Annotated in this window: 10 protein-coding genes; all 10 read left to right on the top strand. The window is 42.3% G+C overall.

Annotation, left to right across the window (positions count from 1 at the left end):
• Nucleotides 1–3: 3 nt before the first annotated feature.
• Complete coding sequence (locus N5O98_RS10050; protein ID WP_118161199.1) at nucleotides 4–927, top strand: amidohydrolase family protein; 924 nt, start codon at nucleotides 4–6, stop codon at nucleotides 925–927.
• Between the two features lie 38 nt (nucleotides 928–965).
• Nucleotides 966–2,258, top strand: a complete 1,293-nt coding sequence (gene fucP, locus N5O98_RS10045) for an L-fucose:H+ symporter permease (RefSeq protein ID WP_118161200.1) — start codon at nucleotides 966–968, stop codon at nucleotides 2,256–2,258.
• Nucleotides 2,259–2,283: 25 nt separating this feature from the next.
• Nucleotides 2,284–3,300 carry a zinc-binding alcohol dehydrogenase family protein gene (locus N5O98_RS10040; protein WP_118161201.1) on the top strand — a complete coding sequence of 339 codons (1,017 nt, stop codon included), beginning with the start codon at nucleotides 2,284–2,286 and terminating at the stop codon, nucleotides 3,298–3,300.
• 296 nt (nucleotides 3,301–3,596) lie between these two features.
• A complete protein-coding gene (locus N5O98_RS10035) occupies nucleotides 3,597–5,195 on the top strand; it encodes a glycoside hydrolase family 43 protein (protein ID WP_008024342.1) in 1,599 nt (532 codons plus the stop codon).
• A 96-nt stretch (nucleotides 5,196–5,291) separates the two neighbouring features.
• Nucleotides 5,292–7,877 (top strand): xylan 1,4-beta-xylosidase, encoded by a 2,586-nt coding sequence (gene xyl3A, locus N5O98_RS10030; RefSeq protein ID WP_061447965.1) that lies wholly within the window; start codon nucleotides 5,292–5,294, stop codon nucleotides 7,875–7,877.
• A 432-nt stretch (nucleotides 7,878–8,309) separates the two neighbouring features.
• Nucleotides 8,310–10,037 carry a glycoside hydrolase family 43 protein gene (locus N5O98_RS10025; protein WP_008642933.1) on the top strand — a complete coding sequence of 576 codons (1,728 nt, stop codon included), beginning with the start codon at nucleotides 8,310–8,312 and terminating at the stop codon, nucleotides 10,035–10,037.
• A 25-nt stretch (nucleotides 10,038–10,062) separates the two neighbouring features.
• Nucleotides 10,063–12,507: a glycoside hydrolase family 31 protein gene (locus tag N5O98_RS10020; protein WP_118161202.1), complete on the top strand. Its 2,445-nt coding sequence runs from the start codon at nucleotides 10,063–10,065 to the stop codon at nucleotides 12,505–12,507.
• A 20-nt stretch (nucleotides 12,508–12,527) separates the two neighbouring features.
• Nucleotides 12,528–14,504: a glycoside hydrolase family 97 protein gene (locus N5O98_RS10015; protein ID WP_061447968.1), complete on the top strand. Its 1,977-nt coding sequence runs from the start codon at nucleotides 12,528–12,530 to the stop codon at nucleotides 14,502–14,504.
• A 19-nt stretch (nucleotides 14,505–14,523) separates the two neighbouring features.
• Nucleotides 14,524–15,855 carry a glycoside hydrolase family 43 protein gene (locus N5O98_RS10010; protein WP_118161203.1) on the top strand — a complete coding sequence of 444 codons (1,332 nt, stop codon included), beginning with the start codon at nucleotides 14,524–14,526 and terminating at the stop codon, nucleotides 15,853–15,855.
• A gap of 215 nt (nucleotides 15,856–16,070) precedes the next feature.
• Nucleotides 16,071–17,804: a glycoside hydrolase family 43 protein gene (locus N5O98_RS10005; RefSeq protein WP_118161204.1), complete on the top strand. Its 1,734-nt coding sequence runs from the start codon at nucleotides 16,071–16,073 to the stop codon at nucleotides 17,802–17,804.
• Nucleotides 17,805–17,913: the final 109 nt, after the last annotated feature.

Raw genomic sequence — 17,913 nt, 5'->3', positions numbered from 1 at the left:
CGTATGGACTATACAATTATTGATGCGCACGCCCATCTGTGGTTACGACAGGATACTGTTGTGGACGGATTGCCTATCCGGACTTTGGAAAATGGCCGTTCGGAATTTATGGGAGAAATCCGGCAAATGGTTCCGCCCTTTATGATAGACGGAGTGAATAGCGCGGAAGTTTTTCTTTCGAATATGGACTATGCGCAAGTGGCTGCGGCTGTCATTACCCAAGAGTTTATTGACGGTATTCAGAATGATTATTTGTCGGAAGTCGTTTCCCATTATCCCAACCGTTTCTTTGTTTGCGGAATGTGTGAGTTTCGCAAACCTGGATTTTTGGAGCAGGCGAAAGAGCTTATAGCCAAAGGTTTTAAGGCTATAAAAATCCCTGCCCAGCGCTTGTTGTTAAAAGAGGGACGGGTAATGCTGAATAATGAGGAAATGATGCAGATGTTTCATTCTATGGAAGAACAGAATGTCATGCTTTCCATCGATTTGGCTGACGGAGCAACACAGGTTCCCGAAATGGAAGAGATTATTCAGGAATGTCCCCGCCTAAAAATAGCTGTCGGGCACTTCGGAATGGTGACACGTCCGGGCTGGAAAGAACAAATCCGCCTGGCACGTCATCCCAATGTGATGATTGAATCCGGCGGAATCACCTGGCTTTTCAATGATGAATTTTATCCTTTCAAAGGAGCAGTGAAAGCCATTCGGGAAGCGGCGGATTTAGTTGGCATGGAGAAACTGATGTGGGGATCGGACTATCCGCGTACCATTACAGCAATCACCTACAAGATGTCTTATGATTTTGTGGTGAAGTCTTCCGAGTTGACGGAAGAGGACAAAAGACTCTTTTTGGGAGAAAATGCCCGGAACTTCTATAGATTCACGGATCTCCCCGTACTTCCTTACATCAAGAACATGTCCGAATGATAGAGAAAACATCCTTATCGTAAAACTAGATTTATACCATGAAAAAGAATACATATACAATACCTTTAGCGTTAGTTTTCTGCCTTTTCTTTCTGTGGGCGATAAGCAGCAATCTGCTTCCCACGATGATCCGGCAATTGATGAAGACATGTGAACTGAATACCTTTGAAGCCTCTTTTACCGAGACTGCCTACTGGCTGGCTTATTTTATTTTCCCCATCCCCATAGCGATGTTTATGAAACGTTACAGCTATAAGGCGGGAATTATTTTCGGACTGGTATTAGCAGCAATCGGAGGTCTGCTATTCTTTCCTGCCGCCATCTTAAAAGAATATTGGGCTTACCTCTGTATCTTCTTTATTATCGCTACGGGAATGTGCTTTCTGGAGACGGCTGCCAATCCGTATGTGACGGTTTTAGGAGCACCCGAAACAGCTCCCCGCCGATTGAATCTGGCGCAGTCTTTCAATGGACTCGGAGCTTTTATCGCTGCCATGTTTTTGAGTAAGCTCATCCTTAGCGGAACTCATTACACGCGAGAGACCCTTCCAGTAGATTATCCGGGAGGCTGGCAGGCCTATATCCAACTGGAAACGGATGCCATGAAACTCCCTTATCTGATATTGGCTATACTGTTGATTGCCATAGCTGTTGTCTTCGTCTTTTCAAAATTGCCGAAGATTGGGGACGAAGGAGAAACGGCTTCTTCCGATAAAACGACTTCTTCGGGTAAAACGAAAGAGGGCAGCCAGAAAGAAAAACTGATAGACTTCGGTGTATTGAAGCACTCACACTTGCGGTGGGGAGTGATTGCGCAATTCTTCTATAACGGCGGACAGACGGCGATAAACAGTCTGTTCCTGGTTTACTGTTGCACTTATGCCGGATTGCCGGAAGATACAGCGACTACCTTCTTCGGATTGTATATGCTCGCATTTCTTTTGGGGCGTTGGATCGGTACCGGATTGATGGTGAAATTCCGTCCACAGGATATGCTACTGGTTTACGCCTTGATGAATATTCTTTTGTGCGGGGTAGTGATGATATGGGGAGGTATGATCGGGCTATACGCAATGTTGGCTATCTCTTTCTTTATGTCTATAATGTACCCCACGCAGTTCTCATTGGCGCTAAAAGGACTGGGGAGTCAGACAAAGAGCGGTTCGGCATTTCTGGTAATGGCTATTGTCGGCAATGCCTGCCTGCCACAGTTGACGGCTTATTTCATGCACGCCAATGAGCATATCTATTATATGGCCTATTGTGTACCGATGATTTGTTTTGTCTTCTGTGCATATTACGGCTGGAAAGGTTATAAAGTAATCGATTAATAAATCTATTTATCAAACATATCCAATGAAAGCAGTTCAAATTGTCAATCCCTCCGAAATGAAGGTGGTTGAACTGGAAAAACCGACCGTTGGTGCCGGTGAAGTATTAGTAAGAATCAAGTATGTGGGTTTCTGTGGCTCCGACCTGAATACCTTTTTAGGACGTAACCCAATGGTGAAGTTACCGGTAATCCCGGGACATGAGGTAGGAGCGGTGATTGAGGAGGTTGGTCCGAATGTTCCGGCTGGCTTCGAAAAAGGGATGAACGTGACATTGAATCCATACACCAATTGTGGTAAATGTGCTTCTTGTCGTAATGGTCGTGTCAATGCTTGTGAGCATAATGAAACGTTAGGAGTGCAACGCAATGGAGTGATGTGCGAATATGCCGTATTGCCTTGGACGAAGATTATTCCGGCTGGTAATATCTCTCCTCGCAATTGTGCGTTGATTGAGCCGATGAGTGTCGGATTCCATGCGGTATCTCGTGCGCAGGTGATCGATAATGAATATGTGATGGTTATTGGCTGCGGTATGATTGGTATCGGTGCCATTGTACGTGCTGCTTTGAGAGGGGCAACGGTCATTGCTGTCGATCTGGATGACGAGAAACTGGAACTGGCGAAAAGGGTAGGTGCTTCTTATGTGATTAACTCCAAGACAGAAAATGTACACGAACGGATGCAACAGGTAACGGAGGGCTTCGGTGCCGATGTCGTGATTGAAGCTGTCGGCAGTCCGGTCACTTATGTGATGGCGGTGGATGAAGTCGGTTTTACAGGACGGGTCGTTTGCATTGGCTATGCCAAAAGCGAAGTAGCTTTCCAAACGAAATATTTCGTTCAGAAAGAACTGGATATCCGTGGTTCCAGAAATGCGTTACCAGCCGATTTCCGTGCGGTTATTAATTATATGAAAGAAGGCAACTGTCCGGTGGAAGAACTGATTTCGAAGATTGCCAAACCGGAAGGAGCTTTGGAAGCTATGCAGGAATGGACGGCTAATCCGGGAAAAGTGTTCCGTATACTGGTTGAGTTCTGATAAGTTCTTGTAATAAGAATAGTTGTTGATGCCTGTTGTTTCGGGTATGTAATAAGTGAGAGGAGGCTGAATACAGTCTCCTCTCTTTGGGAGATAGGGTGATGTAACATGAGTAAATATAGATGTAACATTCTTCATTCGATATGTAGCATCACAAAGAAATCATGTAGCATACTTTGGGCAATATATCTGTTTGCATTTTCTATTTTTGTGATGTGGAAGATAACAAGGAACATTTTAAATAATTAGCTTTCAAATAATAGATAATGTAGCCAGTTAATAAAAAAACGATGATTATGCTGAAAACAAAAATCAACACAATTTTACTGTGTACTCTTTTTACATTGTTCTTTCCGCTATCAGCCGGAGCACAATACCGTAATCCTATTCTTTATGCTGACGTGCCCGATATGTCGGTGTGTCGCGCAGGTGATTACTTTTACATGGTTTCCACTACTATGCACCTGATGCCGGGAGCGCCTATCATGCGTTCGCCGGACATGAAACATTGGGAAACTATCAGCTACGTATTTCCCCGCATTGACGATGGTCCTCGTTATGATTTGCTCGAAGGCACTGCTTACGGGCAAGGACAATGGGCATCATCTATCCGCTATCATGACGGTAAATTCTATGTCTGGTTTACAGCCAATGGCGCGCCCGGACGTGGGTTTGTCTATACTGCGACAGATCCGGCCGGTCCCTGGAAACTTCTTTCGCGTCCTCCGCATTTCCATGACGGTTCGCTTCTGTTTGATGATGACGGGCGGGTGTATCTCTTTCACAGTACGGGACAGCTTACGGAGTTGAAAACCGATTTGACCGATGTACTTCCCGGTGGCATCAATCAGCAAATATTTGAACGGGATGCTGACGAACAAGGGCTGTTGGAAGGTAGTTCCGTCATCAAGTATAATGGGAAATATTACTTGCTGATGATTTCTATGGATTGGAGTATTCCCGGCCGTCTGCGTCGTGAAGTATGCTATCGTGCCGATAAGATTACCGGACCTTACGAAAAGCGTGTCATTCTTGAAACGGAGTTTGACGGGCATGGCGGTGTTGGTCAAGGATGTATCGTAGACGGGAAAAACGGTGAATGGTACGGACTGATTTTTCAGGATCGTGGTGGCGTAGGGCGTGTGCCGTGTCTCATGCCTTGTACATGGACGGAAGATGGTTGGCCTATGCTGGGAGACAAGGATGGGCACATTCCGAATGATACCACTTTATCGTATATGTCAATGGATGGTATCTGCGGTTCGGATGATTTTTCCGCTTCCGGGCTTTCCCTCTATTGGCAGTGGAATCATAACCCCGTCGATCAGGCATGGAGTCTTACCGACCGTCCCGGATTTCTGCGTTTGAAAACCTCCCGTGTGGTAGATAACCTGTTTGTTGCTCCCAATACGTTGACCCAACGTATGGTAGGACCGAAATGTATGGGCACTGTCAGTCTCTCTCTGGGGGGGATGAAAGATGGTGACCGTGCAGGATTATCGGCTTTTAATGGTGACAGCGGTGTGCTTACGATTGAAAAGAACGGAAATAAACTGTCTCTTGTGATGAGTGAACAGAAAAGCGTGTTTGAGAAAACGAAGCGTGCCATTAGCCGTGTGGATATGACCGAACAAGCCCGTATACCTCTTAACAAAGAGCTTGTCTACTTGCGTGTGGAAGGTGACTTTACCAATGGACGGGATGAGGCTCGTTTTTCTTATAGTCTTGATGGAAAAGCATGGATACCTGTTGGTCTGCCTGTCAAGATGAAATTTGACTACACCCGTATGTTTATGGGCAGTAAGTTTGCCATATTTAACTATGCTACACGTTCTGTAGGCGGTTATGTAGATGTGGACTCTTTTGATTATTCGTTCTGTGATGCGTCAATGTAACAAACAAATATGTATTTGTAACCAATGAAACATTGTTTTATTGGAAAATAGGCTATTTTTGTTTCCAAATTAATCATAACTAATAAGTATAATATTATGAAAAGAGGTTGGATACCGATTATGGGTGTTTGTTTGGTGTTATCGTTTTCGGCATGTAAGCAATTGCTGCCTTACCAGGACACTTCTTTAACGGCGGAACAACGGGCGGAGGATTTGTTGCCCCGGTTGACTTTGGAAGAAAAAGTATCATTAATGCAAAATGCATCACCTGCTATCCCTCGACTGGGAATTAAAGAATATGAGTGGTGGAATGAAGCGTTGCACGGTGTGGGACGTGCCGGATTGGCTACTGTTTTTCCTCAGTCTATCGGTATGGGAGCTTCTTTTAATGATTCATTATTATATGAAGTGTTCAATGCCACTTCCGATGAGGCTCGCGTAAAATCGCGTATTTTCGGTGAAAGCGGCGTGCTGAAACGCTATCAGGGATTAACATTCTGGACACCAAATGTCAATATATTCCGTGACCCTCGTTGGGGACGCGGTCAGGAAACATACGGTGAAGACCCATATCTGACAGGACAAATGGGAATGGCTGTGGTCCGTGGCTTGCAAGGACCGGAAGATGCCAGGTATGATAAGCTGCACGCATGTGCCAAGCACTTTGCCGTTCATTCAGGACCGGAGTGGAACCGGCATAGTTTTGATGCGGAGAATATAGATCCCCGGGATTTATGGGAAACCTATCTGCCTGCTTTTAAAGATTTGGTACAGAAAGCGCATGTAAAAGAAGTGATGTGCGCCTACAATCGTTTTGAGGGAGAGCCTTGTTGTGGCAGCAATCGCCTGTTGATGCAAATATTGCGGGATGAATGGGGATACAAAGGCATTGTAGTCTCTGACTGTGGAGCGATTTCCGATTTCCATAGACCGGGAACGCATGAGACTCACCCGGATAAGGAACACGCCTCGGCAGCTGCTGTGCGGACAGGCACAGACCTTGAATGTGGAAGTGAATATGCTTCACTGGCGGATGCTGTAAAAGCCGGTTTGATTGACGAAAAAGAAATAGATATTTCATTGAAACGTTTGTTGACAGCACGTTTTGAACTGGGAGAAATGGACGAACAACCGGCTTGGTCGGAAATTCCGGCCTCTGTGCTGAATAGTAAGGAACATCAGGCATTGGCTTTGCGTATGGCTCGTGAATCATTGGTGCTCTTGCAGAATAAAAACAACATTCTGCCTCTGAATACCCATTTGAAAGTAGCCGTTATGGGACCTAATGCCAATGACTCCGTGATGCAGTGGGGAAATTATAACGGTATTTCGGCACATACGGTTACCTTATTGGAAGCTGTCCGTGCCAAACTACCGGAAGGGCAAATCATATACGAACCGGGTTGTGACCGTGTGGACGGAAAGACACTTCAAAGCCTGTTTGATGAATGTAGCATAAACGGTAAACCCGGTTTCTTGGCAGAATACTGGAATAATCGTGATCGTGAAGGGGAAGTCGTTGCTACCGATCAGATTTCCACTCCGTTCCATTTTGCGACAACAGGGGCTACTACATTTGCGCCCGGTGTGGAAATTACTAATTTCTCGGCCCGTTATGAATCAGTCTTTCGTCCTTCGCAGTCGGGTGATGTTGTTTTCCGTTTTCAATTGGACGGTGAAGTGACTCTTATTATAAATGGTGAGCAAGTGGCTCAGAAAATATATGTTAAGAATCCGACGAACCTCTATACGTTACAGGCGAAAGCTGGAAAAGAGTATCATATCGAGATTCTATTCAAACAACGGAATGAAAGGGCTACACTTGATTTTGATTTGGGCAAAGAGGTCGGGATCGACTTGAACCTCGCAGTGAAGAGAGTAATGGATGCTGATGTGATTCTTTTTGCTGGTGGAATTTCTCCAAGTCTGGAAGGTGAAGAAATGCCGGTAGAAGTTCCCGGATTTAAAGGTGGTGACCGTACGGATATTGAACTTCCGGACGTTCAACGTGATTTGTTGAAAGCTTTGAAGAAGGCTGGTAAAAAGGTTGTCTTTATCAATTATTCCGGTTCAGCTATCGGACTAGTGCCCGAAACGACTACTTGTGAAGCGATTCTGCAGGCATGGTATCCGGGACAGGCGGGTGGTACAGCTATCGTTGATGCTCTTTGGGGAGAGTATAATCCTGGTGGACGCCTGCCGGTCACTTTCTATAAGGATGTGAATCAATTGCCGGACTTTGAAGACTATTCCATGAAGGGGCGTACCTATCGATATATGCAACAGCAACCACTTTTCCCATTCGGTCATGGGCTGAGTTATACTACGTTTACTTATGGAGAAGCTAAATTGAGCAAGAATACAATCGCCAAAGGTGAAAATGTAGTATTGACTATTCCGGTAAGCAATGTCGGGCAACGTGATGGAGAAGAGGTGGTTCAGGTTTATTTGAGACGTCCGGGTGATAAGGAAGGCCCCCGTTATACCTTGCGTGCTTTCAAACGCGTTCATATTCCGGCAGGGAAAACTGAATCAGTAGCTATTCCTCTTACTGGTGTGAACTTTGAATGGTTTGATGTAGAGTCGAATACGATGCGTCCGTTGGAAGGTACTTATGAATTACTGTATGGAGGAACTTCTGATAGAAATAAGTTGAAAACGATTGTAATGAACGTACAGTAATACCGCTTTGGAATTTTGTTTATTTTTACAGATAGACAATCCGGATTTATTTATTGAATGAATAAAGAAAGAACGACCTTGTTCCTTTAAAAGGAACGGGTCGTTTCTTTTAAACCAAGCCCCCGTTTCTTTTAAACCAACGGGGGCTTTCCTTTAAAGGAAAATGAATATTTGCTAATTCTTGATATTCAGCATTTTATATGATGGAAGATAAAAGTGCTGAAATAATAGGTAATGTAGTTAATTATCTTACCATTTTTCTGTTTTGAGGCTTTTTGTTACATCAGAAAAGAATCATGTTACATGTCTGTGATAAATGTAACCTGTATATAGATGCCTGTATCATGATTGTACATATATGATAAAACCGAATCGATACATTTGCAAACACTACTATGGAACAGAAAATTATAGAAAATAAAAAGTGATAATATGAGAACATTAAAATTGATTTTGTCGGGCTGGCAATCCGTGGGGCTTGTCGTATTTATTATGTTGTTTTTTAATATGGAGGTGAGTGGTAAGGGTAAAATAACGAAAAATGCTCCTGTCTTTACGCAATTTATTTATCAGGGGGAGGATGCTATTTATCAAAACAATCCTTTAAAGCCGGGTGAGTTCTATAATCCTATTTTGCAGGGTTGCTATCCCGATCCGAGTATAACGCGGAAAGGGAATGATTATTATTTAGTGTGCTCATCTTTTGCTATGTTTCCCGGGGTGCCTATTTTCCATTCTAATGATCTGGTAAACTGGAAACAAATCGGTCATGTGCTGGACAGAACGTCACAATTAAAGGTTGAAGATTGTGGTATTAGTGCAGGTGTATATGCTCCTGCTATAAGATATAATCCCAATAATGATACGTTTTATATGATAACCACTCAATTTTCAGGTGGCTTTGGAAATATGGTGGTAAAGACAAAGAATCCGGAGAATGGCTGGAGTGATCCGATCAAACTTCAATTTGAAGGCATTGATCCTTCTCTTTTCTTTGATGATAATGGCAAGGCATACGTGGTACATAATGATGCTCCTGCTCAGGGAGAAGAACGTTACTCAGGACACCGTGTCATAAAAATATGGGATTATGATGTGGAGAATGATAAAGTGGTTCCGGGAACGGACCGGATCATAGTAAACGGTGGCGTCAATATAGAAGAAAAGCCGATATGGATTGAAGCTCCTCATATCTATAAAAAAGATGGACGTTATTATTTAATGTGTGCCGAAGGAGGAACCGGAGGTTGGCATAGCGAAGTCATTTTTGTAAGTGATCATCCGAAAGGACCTTATCTTCCGGCAAATAATAATCCTATTTTAACTCAACGTTATTTTCCTGCAAACCGGACGGATAAAGTAGACTGGGCTGGTCATGCAGACTTAGTGGAGGGACCCGACGGAAAATATTATGGTGTATTTTTAGGAATACGCCCCAATGAGAAGAACAGAGTGAATACCGGACGCGAAACTTTTATTCTTCCGGTGGACTGGAGCGGAACATTTCCCGTTTTCGAGAATGGGCTTATCCCTATGAAACCTACATTGAAGATGCCTTCGGGAGTAGAGAACCAGACAGGGGAAAACGGTTATTTGCCTAGTGGCAACTTTGTCTTTAAGGATGATTTCTCTGATAAAACATTAGACTTAAGATGGATTGGTCTTAGAGGTCCTCGTGAAGATTTCGTTGAGATGACCGATAAAGGGTTGCGGATCATCCCTTTTACCTCAAATATCAATGAAGTGAAACCTACTTCTACCTTGTTCTACCGTCAGCAGCATAATCAATTTACAGCGGCAGCGACCATGGCGTACAAACCGAAAAATGAGAAAGATTTTGCCGGTATAACATGTTACCAAAATGAAAGATATCACTATGTTTTCGGTATCACTAAAAAGGGAAAAGACTATTACCTGATGCTGCAAAGAACCGAAAAAGGACAAGCGAGTGTCCTGGCTGAGGTGAAAATAGAAATAGAGAAACCTGTGACACTGCAAGTAGCAGCCAATGGAGATGATTATCGTTTTAATTATTCGATTGATGGCAAAAGTTTTACAAATGTAGGAGAAACCGTTTCCGGTGATATTCTTTCTACCAATGTGGCTGGTGGCTTTACAGGAGCAATGATCGGACTGTATGCAACATCTGTTGGTAATTAATTAGAAACCTTATCATTCCATAATTATGAAAATACATCATCTATTTTGGGGTATATGTTTATGCTTCAGCACAAATATCTTATTCGCACAGAACTATCAGAAAACATCGTCCGGCATCAAAACCACTGTAAATGCAGTGGATATAGAAATACAATTCTTTGCGCCTGCTGTGGCGAGAGTAATAAAGTCTCCGGAAGGGGTTGCCTATGAAAAACAGAGTCTTTCTGTAATTGCCAAACCCGAAAAGGTGAATTTCAAGGCTGATATGCAAGATAATAAGATTGTATTGAACACCAGTGAACTAAGTGTCAGTGTGGACACCGGAACGGGAATTGTTTCTTATTGCTCAAAGGATGGCAAGTCGTTATTGGCAGAGAAATCCGGTATGCAGTTTATCGATTTCGATGATGCCGGGACAAAAACTTATCAGGTTTATCAACCTTTTGTATTAGATAAGGAGGAAGCCATTTATGGTTTGGGACAATTGCAAAATGGAAAGATGATTCAGCGGAACATGACTAAAAATCTGATACAGGGAAATGTTGAAGATGTGTCACCTTTCTTCCAGTCTACTAAAGGATATGGTGTGTTTTGGGATAACTATTCGCCGACTCTTTTTACGGATAACGAAGTTGAAACATCTTTCCGTTCTGAAGTAGGTGACTGTGTGGATTATTACTTCATGTATGGGAAAAATGCCGACGGTGTTATAGCACAGGTACGCAACCTGACCGGGCAAGCGCCGATGTTTCCTTTATGGACTTATGGTTACTGGCAAAGTAAAGAAAGATATAAAAGCCAGGAGGAAGTGGTAGACGTTGTTCGTAAATATCGTGAATTGGGTATTCCTTTGGATGGTATTATTCAGGATTGGCAATATTGGGGGCATAACTATTTGTGGAATGCGATGGATTTTCAGAATCCGACTTTCAATAATCCTCAAAAGATGATGGAGGATGTCCATGCGATGAACGCACACATGGCTATATCTATCTGGTCGTCATTCGGACCGATGACCAAACCTTATAGAGAATTGGACAAAAAAGGTATGTTGTTTAACTTCACTACCTGGCCGCAATCGGGATTGGAGTCATGGCCCCCCAACATGGAATATCCTTCCGGTGTAAGGGTGTATGATGCTTACAATCCCGAAGCACGTGATATTTATTGGAAATATCTGAATGATGGAATTTTCAAGCTGGGAATGGATGCCTGGTGGATGGACTCTACCGAACCCGATCATCTGGATTGGAAGCCGGAGGATATGGATACCAAAACCTATCTGGGCTCGTTCCGTAAGGTGCGCAATGCTTATCCGTTGATGACTGTCGGAGGGGTTTACGACCATCAGCGTGCAGTGACTTCGGACAAACGCGTGTTTATTTTAACCCGTTCCGGATTCTTGGGGCAGCAACGTTATGGTGCAAATGTATGGAGTGGTGATGTCGCTTCCACATGGGAGAGTTTTAGAAATCAGATTCCTGCCGGATTAAACTTTTCTTTGTGTGGTATGCCTCACTGGAATAGTGATATTGGTGGCTTTTTTGCAGGACATTATAATAAAAGCTGGAATGATGATAGTGCTTCAAAAAATCCATTGTATCAGGAGCTTTATGTGCGTTGGTTGCAGTTTGGAACGTTCAATCCGATGATGCGTTCGCACGGGACGGATGTTTATAGGGAAATCTATAAGTTCGGAAAGAAAGGCGAGCCTGTATATGATGCTATCGAGAAGATGATAGGTTTACGTTACTCTCTGTTGCCTTATATTTATTCTACTTCTTGGGAGGTAAGCAATCGTCAATCGAGTTTTATGCGCGCTTTGATGATGGATTTTGTAGATGACAGAAAGGTGTGGGATATCAATGACGAATATATGTTTGGAAAATCGATCCTTGTGGCTCCGATTACTCATGCACAATATACACCGGAAGCTGTGGTAAAAGTCTCCGAAGAAGAAGGATGGAACAGAGATGGAGCGAAAAAAACAAAAACTGACGCTGCTGTGGATTTCATGGAAACGAAACCTACTAACATATACTTACCGGCAGGAACGCTATGGTATGACTTTTGGACGAACGAGAAACACGAAGGCGGAAAGGAAATTACCAAAGAGACTACACTGGATGTTATTCCATTGTATGTAAAAGCGGGTAGTATTATTCCTGTCGGTCCACAAGTTCAGTATGCCACTGAAAAACCGTGGGATCATCTTGAATTGAAGGTGTATGCGGGTGCGAATGGAAACTTCATTTTATATGAAGATGAATTTGATAATTACAATTACGAAAAAGGAGCTTATACGGAAATTCCAATCTCTTGGAATAATGCATCTCGTAAATTGACGATAGGGGCAAGAAAAGGTGCGTATGAGGGAATGTTGAAGAACCGTAAGTTTACTGTAACTCTTCAGGACGGGACTCAAAAAAACGTCGATTATAATGGGAAAGCGATTTCTGTAAGGTTTTGATTGTAATAGAATGTGTGATTATGTCAGTAGAAAAGAATCTGAAAAGTAGGAATATGATGAAGTTTTTTATAGTAATGGCTATGCTATTGGGGAGTAGCGTTACAAGTGCAGAAAATAAACAGATAACAAGTCCTGATGGAAAGCTGGTAGTGACAGTCTCAGATATGGATGGAAGACCTTCTTATTCTGTTAGTTATGACAATGTTCTCTTTTTGAAGCCATCTCCATTGGGGATGATTGCAAATATAGGAGATTTTTCATCGGGGATGTCGCTGGAAAAGAATGTTTCAACCAATAAAATAGATGAAACATACGAGTTGGCTTCTATTAAAAAGAGCAAGGTTCGTTATGTGGCCAATGAAGCTGTATTTTCGTTTACACAACAAGGGAAAACAATTTATGATGTTATATTCCGCATAAGTAATAACGATGTTGCTTTTAAATATAGGATGTATCCGCAAGGTGAGACACTAAGTTGCGTGATTAAGAAAGAAGCTACAGGATTTGCGTTTCCTGACGGAACCACCACTTTTCTTTGTCCGCAAAGTAAACCGATGGGAGGATTTGCCCGTACTTCTCCAAGTTATGAGACGTCTTATACGGCAGATGATGCCGCAGGGAAGAATGGTTGGGGAGAAGGATACACATTTCCCTGTCTATTCCGTAATGGAGATAACGGTTGGGCGCTTGTTTCCGAAACGGGAGTAAATGGCGGATATTGCGCAAGCCGTCTGTTGGGACACAAAGAAGGGGTGTATACCATTGGATTTCCGCAAGAAGGTGAAGCAAATGGGAATGGTACGGTTTCTCCGGGGATAGCGTTGCCGGGCGAGACGCCTTGGCGTACTATTACTGTGGGCAAGACTTTGGCTCCAATAGTGGAGACAACCGTTCCTTTTGATGTTGTAAAACCGCTTTATCAGGCAAAAGGAGAGTTTACGTATGGCAGGGGTTCATGGAGCTGGATTATCGGTATGGATGGAAGTACTAATTATAAAGAGCAACTTCGGTATATTGATTTCTCGGCAGCAATGGGGTATCAATCTGTGTTGGTGGATGCCTTGTGGGATAAACAAATAGGACGTGATAAAATTGAAGAATTGGCTAAATATGGGAAGGACAAAGGGGTAGCTCTTTATTTGTGGTATAATTCGAATGGGTATTGGAATGATGCTCCGCAAACTCCGAGAGGTATGATGGATAATGCGATAGCCCGACGTAAGGAGATGAAATGGATGCAAAGCATTGGCATCCGTGGAATAAAAGTGGACTTTTTCGGAGGCGACAAGCAAATGACTATGCAGTTGTATGAGGATATCTTGTCGGATGCAAACGAGTACGGACTTTTAGTTATTTTCCATGGATGTACTTTGCCTCGTGGCTGGGAACGTATGTATCCTAACTTCGCAGCGAGTGAGGCTGTATTGGCTAGTGAAAATCTTCATTTCTCTCAAGGCAGTTGTGATAATGAGGCCTTTAATGCCACCCTGCATCCGTTTATCCGTAACACGGTAGGTAGCATGGATTTCGGCGGTAGTGCATTGAACAAATATTATAATGCGGATAATGCTCCACGGGGAAGCCGGCGGGTGACATCAGATGTCTACGCACTGGCTACGGCGGTGCTATTTCAGAGTCCGGTACAGCATTTCGCTTTGGCACCGAATAACCTGACCGATGCTCCGTCGTGGGCAATTGATTTTATGAAAGAGGTTCCAACTACTTGGGACGAGGTACGTTTCATTGACGGTTATCCTGGTAAATACGTCATTCTTGCCCGTCGTCATGGCGACAAATGGTATATTGCCGGAGTAAATGCGCAGAAGGAAACACTGAAACTTAAAGTTAATTTGCCGATGTTCTCTAATGGAGAAAAGGTGAGACTGTTTAGTGATGATAAGGCATTGCAGGGTAGCGTAAAACAAATAGAAATAGGAAAGAAACAAGAATTGCAATTGACTATTCCTTGCAATGGTGGAGTATTAATAACCAAATAACCATTTAAAATAAAAGAATATGAGAAACTTAAAATTTTTAGGCGTATCGTTTTTGTTGGCAATCACTGCCGCTACTTCAGGAACTGCACAAAATCCTATTATACAAACAAAATACACTGCCGATCCGGCTCCGATGGTATATAACGATACCGTTTTCCTTTATACAACTCATGATGAGGATGATGCCGAAGGATTCAAAATGTTGGACTGGTTACTTTATACTTCCACCGATATGGTCAATTGGACCGATCATGGAGCGGTCGCTTCTCTGAAGAGTTTTGATTGGGTGAAACGTGATAACGGTGCCTGGGCAGAACAAGTCATCGAACGTAATGGCAAATTTTATATGTATTGTCCGATTCACGGTAATGGTATTGGCGTATTGGTATCCGACTCTCCTTACGGTCCTTTTAAAGACCCATTGAACAAACCGTTGGTTTGGCAAAAGGAGCATTGGTATGACATTGACCCGACCGTATTTATTGATGATGACGGACAAGCGTATATGTATTGGGGCAATCCGAATGTTTATTATGTGAAACTGAATGAGGATATGATTTCATATTCGGGGGAAATTGTACAAGTGGAAAATAAACCGGAACATTACCAGGAAGGTCCGTGGGTGTATAAACGGAACGGGCATTATTACATGGCTTTCGCTTCAACTTGTTGTCCGGAAGGGATTGGCTATGCCATGAGCGACAAAGCTACCGGACCATGGAGTACAAAAGGATATATTATGCGTCCAACAGAGCGGAGTAGAGGAAATCATCCTGGAATTATCAATTATAAAGGTAGCTCTTATGTATTTGGCCTAAATTATGATTTGCTTCATTTGGAGACTTTGGATCATAAGGAACGCCGTTCGGTATCTGTTGCAAAAATGCATTATAATCCGGATGGAACTATTCAGGAAGTTCCTTATTGGCAGGAGACGAAACTGGAACAGATTGAAAACTTTAATCCTTACCGTAGAGTGGAAGCTGAAACGATGGCTTGGGGATATGGTCTTAAAGCTGAAAATCATAAGAATGGCGGTTTGTATATAACCGATATTGATGATAATGAATATCTGTGTGTGCGTGGTGTCGACTTTGGCAAGAAGGGAGCAAAGAAATTCAGTGTAAGCGCAGCTTGTGTTGAAAAAGGCGGAATGATAGAAATTCGTCTGGACAGCACTGAAGGTCCGGTAATAGGCAGTGTCAGTATATCACCGACAGGAGGACTGGATATATATAAACAGATGTCATGCCGGATAAAGAATGCAAAGGGTGTACATGATCTTTATTTCTGCTTTAAAGGAGAGAAAGGAAACAAACTTTTCAATCTGGATTATTGGGAATTTGAATAGCTTTTATTCAAAAAATGAGATTGTAATGTGCTTATAATCAGCATAATTATTTGGGTGTGCTACAAGGGGAAAGATAGATGTAACATTGAAAATGAAGATGTTATTTAGGAAAAGAAGCCCGTAACATAATTATGTTTGTAGTTTTATAAGCTGGCATATCTTTGCAGAAAAAGATCAGTAATTCATATTTGATTATAAAGAAAATAAGAGGTATTATGAAGAATACACAGGTAATACAATTAATGTCAATCGTCCGGCTCTCCATATTTATGTTGGGGATAACAATGATGTCATGTAACTCAAAGAAAGAACAACAATTACCGGCTATTGGAAAATCTGTGGCTCTCTTTGATTATTTTTCTTATAAAGGAAATGATGATTTTTATATTTCCAATCCTCTGTCAGATGAAGACTATTTCTATAATCCTATTTTGCCGGGATGGTATTCTGATCCTAGTGTTTGCACAAATGGAGAAGGTGATTATTTCCTGGTAACATCTACATTCACTTATTTCCCCGGTGTTCCTATTTTTCACAGCAAAGACTTGGTGAATTGGAAACAGATAGGGCATGTGTTGAACCGTGCTTCGCAATTAGTGAATATGGAAGGACAGAAAGTGAGTGGCGGTATTTTTGCTCCGGCTATTTCTTATAATCCGTATAACAAGACATATTATATGGTAACAACCAATGTCGGAGCCGGGAATTTCTTTGTTAAGACGCAAGACCCGTTTGGTGAATGGTCGGAACCCGTCATGTTGCCGGAGGTCGGAGGTATTGATCCTTCTTTCTTTTTTGATGAAGATGGTAAGGCATATATTGTTAATAATGATGAGGCTCCGGATAATAAACCTGAATATAGCGGCCACCGTACTATACGCATACAAGAATTTGATGTGAAAACAGATAAGACGATCGGTCCCCGTAAAATTCTTGTAAACAAAGGAGCTCAACCGGCAGACAAACCAATTTGGATAGAGGGCCCTCATTTATATAAAATAAATGGAAAGTATTTCTTGATGTCCGCCGAAGGTGGAACGGGAAATTGGCATTCGGAAGTGATTTTCTGTGGTGATTCTCCGATGGGTAAGTTTCTTCCATGGAAAAACAATCCGATTCTGACGCAAAGACATTTGAATTCTGACCGTCCTAATTCGGTAACCTGTGCTGGTCATGCAGACTTGATTCAAACAAAAGAGGGAGATTGGTGGGCTGTTTTTCTGGCTTGTCGCCCTATTAATAATCAGTTTGAGAATTTGGGACGTGAAACATTTATGATGCCGGTGAAATGGAGTGAAGATGGATTCCCGTACATGACACAAGGAGATGATTTAGTACCTATGATTGTAAAACGTGAAGGTGCGAAACGCGATACGATAGTTACTTATGGTAACTTCGAGTTAATAGAGAACTTTGATTCTCCTGTACTTGACATGACTTGGATGACTTTGAGAGCTTCTGCTTCCGATTTATATTCATTGACGGAAACACCCGGATACCTGACCTTGAAGTGTGCAGATATTAGCGCTACGGAAAAGAAAACTCCGGCATTTGTCTGCCGTCGGTTACAACATCATAAATTTGAATGTGCTACCCGTATGTTGTTCAATCCTTCTAAAGATAAGGAAACAGCCGGAATGTTGTTGTTTAAAGATGAGGCGCATCAATATTTCTTCTGCTTGAATAAAGTGGGTGAGAATAAAAATATTTCTCTGAAACAAATCGGTGAAAAGGAACAGACATTGGCTTCAGATGAAATAGACGCAGATACAAATGAGGTATATTTGAAATTAGTATCTCAAGGAATTGGTTACGACTTCTATTATTCTATTGATGGTGAAAAAAACTGGAAACTGCTTTGTAAAGATGTAGATCCCAGTTATCTCTCTACTACAACGGCTGGTGGATTTACCGGTACTACAATTGGATTATACGCTACTTGCAAATAATTATTTTTTTTATATAAATCTAATACTAGCAACTATGAGTGATATTTATAATGATAGCTAATGCAATTAAAGAAGAATGATGATTAGAAAACAATGTAGTTAATTAACA

Origin of the sequence: Bacteroides sp. LFL-34, from assembly GCF_027257075.1 — a bacterium.
Lineage (GTDB): Bacteria > Bacteroidota > Bacteroidia > Bacteroidales > Bacteroidaceae > Bacteroides > Bacteroides ovatus.
This window is presented reverse-complemented; position numbering and strand designations above follow the sequence as displayed.